At 60.6% G+C, this 7,035-nt stretch carries 6 protein-coding genes and 1 pseudogene; 4 read left to right on the top strand and 3 right to left on the bottom strand.

Going from position 1 to position 7,035, the window contains the following annotated elements:
* Positions 1 to 447, top strand: a 447-nt coding sequence (locus tag ACEN88_RS20940) for a PepSY-associated TM helix domain-containing protein (RefSeq protein ID WP_413342645.1), incomplete at its 5' end; no start/stop codon positions are given.
* A gap of 4 nt (positions 448 to 451) precedes the next feature.
* On the opposite strand, the gene ACEN88_RS20935 is transcribed toward ACEN88_RS20940, so the two are convergent.
* Positions 452 to 1,633, bottom strand: a complete 1,182-nt coding sequence (locus ACEN88_RS20935) for a sterol desaturase family protein (protein ID WP_413342643.1) — start codon at positions 1,631 to 1,633, stop codon at positions 452 to 454.
* An 84-nt stretch (positions 1,634 to 1,717) separates the two neighbouring features.
* Positions 1,718 to 1,930, bottom strand: coding sequence for a hypothetical protein (locus tag ACEN88_RS20930; protein WP_413342641.1), 213 nt, complete (start codon positions 1,928 to 1,930; stop codon positions 1,718 to 1,720).
* A 154-nt stretch (positions 1,931 to 2,084) separates the two neighbouring features.
* Here ACEN88_RS20930 and dgoD point away from each other — a divergent pair, with 154 nt between their 5' ends.
* The 3 genes and pseudogenes from dgoD to ACEN88_RS20915 form a co-directional block, all read left to right on the top strand.
* Positions 2,085 to 3,233, top strand: coding sequence for a galactonate dehydratase (gene dgoD, locus ACEN88_RS20925; RefSeq protein ID WP_413342639.1), 1,149 nt, complete (start codon positions 2,085 to 2,087; stop codon positions 3,231 to 3,233).
* Between the two features lie 70 nt (positions 3,234 to 3,303).
* Positions 3,304 to 4,077 carry an SDR family oxidoreductase gene (locus ACEN88_RS20920; protein WP_413342637.1) on the top strand — a complete coding sequence of 258 codons (774 nt, stop codon included), beginning with the start codon at positions 3,304 to 3,306 and terminating at the stop codon, positions 4,075 to 4,077.
* A gap of 148 nt (positions 4,078 to 4,225) precedes the next feature.
* Positions 4,226 to 5,653: pseudogene (locus ACEN88_RS20915) on the top strand (IS1182 family transposase); the annotation flags it as partial.
* A gap of 406 nt (positions 5,654 to 6,059) precedes the next feature.
* On the opposite strand, the gene ACEN88_RS20910 reads toward ACEN88_RS20915, so the two are convergent.
* Positions 6,060 to 6,698, bottom strand: a complete 639-nt coding sequence (locus ACEN88_RS20910) for a hypothetical protein (protein ID WP_413342636.1) — start codon at positions 6,696 to 6,698, stop codon at positions 6,060 to 6,062.
* Positions 6,699 to 7,035 lie beyond the last annotated feature (337 nt).

The raw sequence follows: 7,035 nt of genomic DNA, 5'->3' as shown, positions 1-7,035 counted from the left end.
CCGGCCTCGTCATCCCGCGCGGGGCCGCCCGCCTCGCTCGACGCGATGGTCCAGCGCGCAGAGGCGACGTTCCCCGCCGGACGGGTCACGCGCCTGATGATGCCCGCCACGCCGACAGGCGCGGTGACGGTACGCATGCGGCTGCCCGGAGAAATCCACCAGATCGGCCGCACGTTCGTCCACTTCGACCGGTACGACGGCAGGCTGCTGCGGACGGACAACGTCCTCGAATCGAACCTGGCCACGCGCATCAACGCGTGGTTCTATCCGTTGCACACCGGCGCATACGGCGGGACGGCGACCCGCGTGCTGAACGTCCTGTTCGGCCTGTCGCTCGCGCTGATCTCCCTGTCCGGCGGCTGGATGTGGGTCAGGAACAGGCTCGCAAGGAAACGGGCGGAGGCGCGCAAACGCGGGCGCGCGCCGGTGACGACCGCAGTGAACTGACGGTTCAGTCGTCCTTCCGGGACCGGAACGGAAACAGCAGCTGTTTGGTGAAACCGTCCGGTACATAATCGCCCACCACGCCGTATTTCTCGGGAAAGCCCGTCTGGCCTTTGACGGCCGTACCCAGGATGTGATCGATGAAAGCGAAATGCGCGGCGTAATTCTTGTCGATGGCCGCGTCGTCCGACGAATGGTGCCAGTGGTGGAAATCCGGCGTGACGATCACGTATTTCAGCGGGCCCCACGGTAAATGCACGTTGGCGTGGTTGAAGACGGCCTGGAATCCGACCACGACGATGTACACGTCCATGACGTTCTTTTCGAAGCCGAGCACGTACAGGGCGCCCAGCACGCCCACCCGGGTGATGATCAGTTCCACCATGTGCTGGCGCGAGCCGGCCAGCCAATCCATCGTTTTCGCCGAATGATGCACGGCGTGGAAACGCCACAGGAAGGGAATCTCGTGGTAGGCGCGGTGGGTGCAGTATTGCACCAGGTCGGCGCACAGGATGCACAGCAGCAGTTGGGGCAGGAACGGGATCGATTGCACCGTATTCTGGATCGTGTCGCTCGCCATCCAGCCGAACAGGCGGTGAATGGCAAAGTTCACGGTCAGCAGCGCCAGGCCGACGATGAAATGGTTGACGGCAAAGTGCACGAGATCGGTCTGCCATTCGCGGCGGAACAGCAATTGATCCTTATAGAGCGGGAAGACCTTCTCGATCACCGCGAAAATCAGGGTCGAGCCGAGGAGATCGAGGATGAACCAGTCCAGGCCGATGTACGGCGTATGGTCGGGAAAATCGGCGACGGGGACGTGCGATCCGCCCAGCGCCAGCGTCAAGAGAATGAGCGCCGCCGCCATGCCATTGATGCTGCGGCGCCGCTTGAAAATCACGTTGAGCAGGCTGATCGACCCGGACAGCACCATGGCCGCGAACATGATCGAGCGGATGATGTCGGGATCGTATTTCTGGCGCAGCTCCGGCGTCGTCAGGTACTGCGGAAAATGAAAGGCCAGCACGCCGAGGAAACACAGCACGGCCAGGAAAAATGCGAGGGCGCCGCTGGCCAGCCCGTAGCCGGGTTCCAGGCGGCCGCTTTGTTGCAGGATGTCGGCGGTAGCGGAGACGGCGTCCGTGACGTCGTCGAGCGCGGCGCGCGCGGGCTTGGTCAAAATCTTCATGAATGCGATCCGTTCTTGGCGATCAGGGCCGGCGGAGCATAGCATTTTGCGTCGCGCGAAAAGGCGCGGATTGTCACCTGGCCTTCAATCGGGGATCCGTTCGACCTTGTCTCCGTGCCCGGCATATTCGTGAAAGATATCGTCGAGCCACGTCGCCAGTTCGTCCGCCGGCACGTCCGGTGGAATGACGACCTCCTCGAACGGGGTCCGCTTGCCGGGAACCGCGCGATACACGGCCCAGGCGTCGTTCTCGCGCCGGACATCGACCTGGAAGCGGCCGTAAATGTTGAACCTCATCTGCGACTCCTTTCGGTTGGCGGTCCAGTGTAAAGGAATTTCCACCTCGGCCAGCCGGTGCGGACTGGCCTGGCCGCCGTCTATATCGGAACTGTATAGATCCCCCGCGATTGCGCATGCATGCGGTGGCCCGGGCGCGGCTACACTGGCCGCCATGAAAATCACCCGACTCACCACTTACCGCGTCCCGCCGCGCTGGATGCTGCTGAAGATCGAGACCGACGAAGGCGTCACCGGCTGGGGCGAGCCCGTCATCGAGGGGCGCGCACGCACCGTCGAGGCGGCCGTGCACGAACTGTCCGACTACCTCGTCGGCAAGGATCCGGGCCGCATCAACGACCTGTGGCAGACGATGTACCGCGCGGGCTTCTATCGCGGCGGTCCGATCCTGATGAGCGCGATCGCCGGCGTCGACCAGGCACTGTGGGACATCAAGGGCAAGGTGCTGGGGCAGCCTGTGTACGAGCTGCTGGGTGGCCTCGTGCGCGACCGCATGAAGACGTACAGCTGGGTGGGCGGCGACCGTCCGGCCGAGCTGATCGCCGGCATCGCCGCGCTGCGGGAAGCCGGTTTCGACACGTTCAAGATGAACGGCACCGAAGAACTGGGCATCATCGACAACGCGCGCAAGGTCGACCAGGCCGTCGCGCGCGTGGCCGAGGTGCGCGCGAAGTTCGGCTTCGAGATCGAATTCGGCGTCGACTTCCACGGCCGCGTGTCCGCGCCGATGGCGAAGGTGCTGCTGCGCGAGCTGGAGCCGTACCGGCCGCTGTTCGTCGAGGAACCGGTGCTGGCGGAGCAGGACGAGTACTACCGCGCATTGGCCGACGCGACGTCGATCCCGCTGGCGGCCGGCGAGCGGATGTACTCGCGCTTCGACTTCAAGCGCGTGTTCGAGCGGGGCGGCCTCGCCATCGTGCAGCCGGACCTGTCGCACGCGGGGGGCATCACGGAATGCGTCAAGATCGCGGCGATGGCGGAAGCGCACGACATCGCGTTCGCGCCGCATTGCCCGCTCGGGCCGGTGGCGCTGGCGTCCTGCCTGCAGGTGGACTTCGTCGCGCACAACGCCGTGCTGCAGGAGCAGAGCATGGGCATCCACTACAACCAGGGCGCCGAGCTGCTGGACTACGTGAAGAACAAGGAAGACTTCCTGCTGTCGTCCGGCTGGATCCGGCCGCTGCCGAAGCCTGGGCTCGGCGTCGAGATCGACGAGGAACGCGTGATCGAGGCGAGCCGCACGGCGCCCGACTGGCGCAACCCCGTCTGGCGCCACGCCGACGGCAGCGTCGCGGAGTGGTAGGCCGGCCTGCCGCTGGTGTACGATGCATGTCATACAAAAACATGCAGGGCCAGGGAAGCGGCAGGAAAAGATGAACGGAAGACTCGAAGGGAAGGTGGCGATCGTCACCGGCTCCACCATGGGCATCGGCGCGGCCGTCGCGCGGCGCTTCGTGGAGGAAGGTGCGCGCGTCGTGATCAACAGCCACGTCGACGACGCGGCCGCGCAGGCGCTGCGCGAGGAACTGGGCGGGACACGCAGCGTGTTCGTCCAGGCCGACATCACGGATCCCGCCGCGATGGAGCGGCTGGCAGCACGCGCGCTGGAACGCTTCGGGCAGGTCGACATCCTCGTCAACAACGCGGGCGTGAACGTGTTTTCCGATCCGCTGGAACTGGACGCGGAAGGCTGGCGGCGCTGTCTCGCGCTCGACCTGGAAGGTGCGTGGAACGCGTGCCGCGCCGTGCTCCCGTCCATGCTGGCGGCAGGCAGCGGCAGCATCGTCAACATCGCATCCGTGCACGGCCACAAGGTCATCAAGGGCTGTTTCCCGTATCCCGTCGCGAAGCACGGGCTGATCGGCCTCACGCGGTCGCTCGGCGTCGAGTACGCGGCGCGCGGCATCCGCGTGAATTCGATCTCGCCCGGCCTGATCATGACGGAGCGGATCGAGGCGTGGCTCGCCGGCTGTCCCGATCCCGACGCGGAACGCCGGCGCCAGGCCGCGCTGCTGCCGTGCGGGTGGATCGGGGAGCCGAAGGACGTCGCAAATGCGGCGCTGTTCCTTGCCAGCGACGAGGCGCGGTTCGTGAATGCGGCGGATTTGCTCGTGGACGGGGGTAGGAGCCAGGTGTATCACGACTAGGAGCGACTGGAAGCCTGGCCGCTTTCCTGGTGCTCGGACTGGGACCGTGTATGTCCGCTATCGACCCAGGCTGTGTCAAAACGTAGGCCGGTGTAAACGAAACGGGCCCGGTAAACGTTGAGGAAGTATCTCATCACTGGGGTGCCAAATGAAGCGCTTTATCGAAGGCGAAGATCGCGGACAAGGGACGTTGCTCCCCGAGCATTTGGACGACTACGTGGCCGAAGACAATCCGGTTCGTGTGATCGATGTATTCGTTGAAGAACTTGACCTCGCGGGCCTCGGTTTTGAGCGCGTACATCCAGCGAAAACAGGCCGACCGGCCTACCATCCGGCTGTTCTCCTCAAGCTCTACATCTATGGCTACTTGAATCGCATCCAGTCGAGTCGGCGGCTGGAGCGAGAAGCTCAGCGCAACGTCGAACTGATGTGGTTGACGGGACGCCTGACACCCGACTTCAAGACGATAGCGAACTTCCGAAAAGACAATGGCAAGGCTATTCGGAATGTCTGCCGGCAGTTCGTTATTTTGTGTCAGCAGCTCGATCTGTTTTCGGATGCTGTCGTCGCCATCGACGGTAGCAAATTCAAGGCGGTCAACAGTAGCGACCGGAACTTCACTGATGCCAAACTGAAGCGCCGGATGGAAGAAATTGAGTCGAACATCATCCGTTATTTGGCAGAGCTCGACACGGCCGACCGGCGAGAACCCGCAGCAGCACAACCGAAGCGCGTTCGTCTCAACGACAAAATCGCCGCACTAAAATCGCAGATGGCGACGTTGAAGGAAATCGAAGCGAAGCTGACAGAGACTGGCGAAACGCAAATTTCACTGACCGATCCAGATGCCCGTTCAATGATCACGCGAGGTTCCGGCATCGTGGGCTACAACGTGCAGACTGCTGTCGACGCCAAGCATCATTTGATCATCGAGCACGAAGTAACCAACATCGGCAATGATCGCGATCAGCTGTCGGGTATGGCCAAGAAGGCACGTACGGTAATCGGCACGCCAATACTTACCGCAATTGCCGACCGTGGCTACTTCAAGGGTGAAGAAATCCTGGCCTGTCATGAGGCCGGAATCTTTGCTTTGGTGCCACCGACGAAGACGTCCGGCGCCAAGGCCGACGGGCGATTCGACAAGGCCGATTTCATTTATGATCCGCAAAAGGACGAGTACCGCTGTCCGGCAGGCGAAGCACTGATCTGGCGCTTTGAGAGCGTCGAAAAAGGTATGAAGAACCACCGGTACTGGAGCTCGAATTGCAAGGGGTGTTCACTCAAGGAAAAGTGCACGCCGAGCGCGCAACGACGTGTGACCCGCTGGGAGCACCAGGACGTACTCGACGATATGCAAGCCCGTCTTGAACAAAGTCCGGATGCCATGCGAATTCGACGCTCCACGGTCGAGCATCCGTACGGCACAATCAAAGCCTGGATGGGATCGGCACACTTCCTGACGAAGGGATTGGACCGCGTGAAGACCGAGATGAGCCTGCATGTGCTTGCCTATAATTTCAGGCGCTTGATGGCGATTCTGGGCATGGCGAGCATGATGAATGCGATCAGGGCATTTGCCCGCTATCCGCAGTTATACGAGAGGCTCTGCGCGGGTTTCCTGCCACCCCCGATGAAAACACCGAAAAGAAGCTGGGACATCTCGCGGCGCTTTCTGATGCTTTGCAATTAGCCCTGGCTCGTGTAACCGAGCTCCCAGGCTTCGGTTCCGCGTTTTTACACAGCCTGGACCCATACCGGACGTTGCGGTCACGACAGTAAGACAAGCGGCCGTGCCAAAGGAGCTTAGGTTTTAATTAGTCACGAAGGTACTTCCGTTGAACCTTGCCCAACCAGGGAGCAGTCGCGGAAAAACTCGATTCGTCATCGAGGGAACCCGAAGGTGAGCAAGTCTTTTTCCACAGCCTGTTAAAACGAACGAACTCGAACATCGCAATATGCGAGATCGGGAAATTCTCCGATTACCACTTGCAGCCCTCATCGGTCAGAGCTCCATGCAACAGAGACGGTAGTCGGGCCAGCCCTTGCAGCTTGACGTTGCCTTTTGCGAAATAGCTGTCGTCACACTTTCTTCGGAAAGCGCGAGCGATTGCCGCCTCGGCCGCAGTCTCCTGTTTGAAGCCGCTATTTGTCGAATCCCTTCGGGTACTCTTTTCTTCCGCAACCATGTCTGCGATCGCTTTCCTAGCCTTGTCCATGTCAAAAACTGGCATTGGCTTTTTGTCGCCCGGCTCCGATACGTCATCGTTATTTCGTAAGGATAAGTCGGCTCGGGTAACAGATGTTATCGCGATGTTATTGCTATTGGAAACGCTGCGGGATGGTAATTTGACCGGTTGGCTTTTTGCGCTCTTCTCGTGAATGTCCGGCTGCCGGGGCAGTATCTCAAGAGGTTTGGAAACGGCGCGCTCCTTATGAGGCACAAGCCATATTGTCGTCTCGCTAAGACGCGCGGCCATATATGAACCGCGCTTCAGCTCGGGTCGCGCACCCAATAGCAAGCCAACCAGTGCAGCGTGAACAAGGACTATCAGAAGAAGCTTGCCGAATTGCACACGGTGGAATAGCCACGTCCCTTCCAAAGATTTTTTTCTTTCCATATTTCTTATGTCATCCAGAACCAACCAACCCGGTAACAAGGATGTTCCAGGGTGCGCACACAGTACACGCCGGTCGGATTGCGCGGCGTCAAGTTATGCAACTGTGGCCTGGCTCGGGTCATGGGTCACTAGGAAGTTAGGCCTTCGGTTCTTCGTTTTTGTCGGCACATTCGATACGCAATTGTAAGTAATAAATACTATCCTTCGCTTAAACGGCGAAATATTTGGGCTGGACACGTGAACGATATTACCATCGAAATCTAGGGAAGTGCTTATATGGACGCCTCCTGGAGTTCAAGTGATTTTTGACGCTGGTTGACAGTAAGGTCGCAGTCTT

This window comes from Massilia sp. CT11-108, assembly GCF_047302915.1.
GTDB classification, from domain to species: domain Bacteria; phylum Pseudomonadota; class Gammaproteobacteria; order Burkholderiales; family Burkholderiaceae_D; genus Telluria; species Telluria orientalis.
Note: the sequence above shows the minus strand (reverse complement) of the source record. Positions and strands in the feature narration are given on the sequence as shown.

Excerpts from the sequence above, each read along its gene's own strand:
- ACEN88_RS20935 (WP_413342643.1), bottom strand. The coding sequence starts at position 1,633 with ATGAAGATTTTGACCAAGCCCGCGCGCGCCGCGCTCGACGACGTCACG.
- ACEN88_RS20930 (WP_413342641.1), bottom strand. The coding sequence starts at position 1,930 with ATGAGGTTCAACATTTACGGCCGCTTCCAGGTCGATGTCCGGCGCGAG.
- dgoD (WP_413342639.1), top strand. The coding sequence starts at position 2,085 with ATGAAAATCACCCGACTCACCACTTACCGCGTCCCGCCGCGCTGGATG.
- ACEN88_RS20920 (WP_413342637.1), top strand. The coding sequence starts at position 3,304 with ATGAACGGAAGACTCGAAGGGAAGGTGGCGATCGTCACCGGCTCCACC.
- ACEN88_RS20910 (WP_413342636.1), bottom strand. The coding sequence starts at position 6,698 with ATGGAAAGAAAAAAATCTTTGGAAGGGACGTGGCTATTCCACCGTGTG.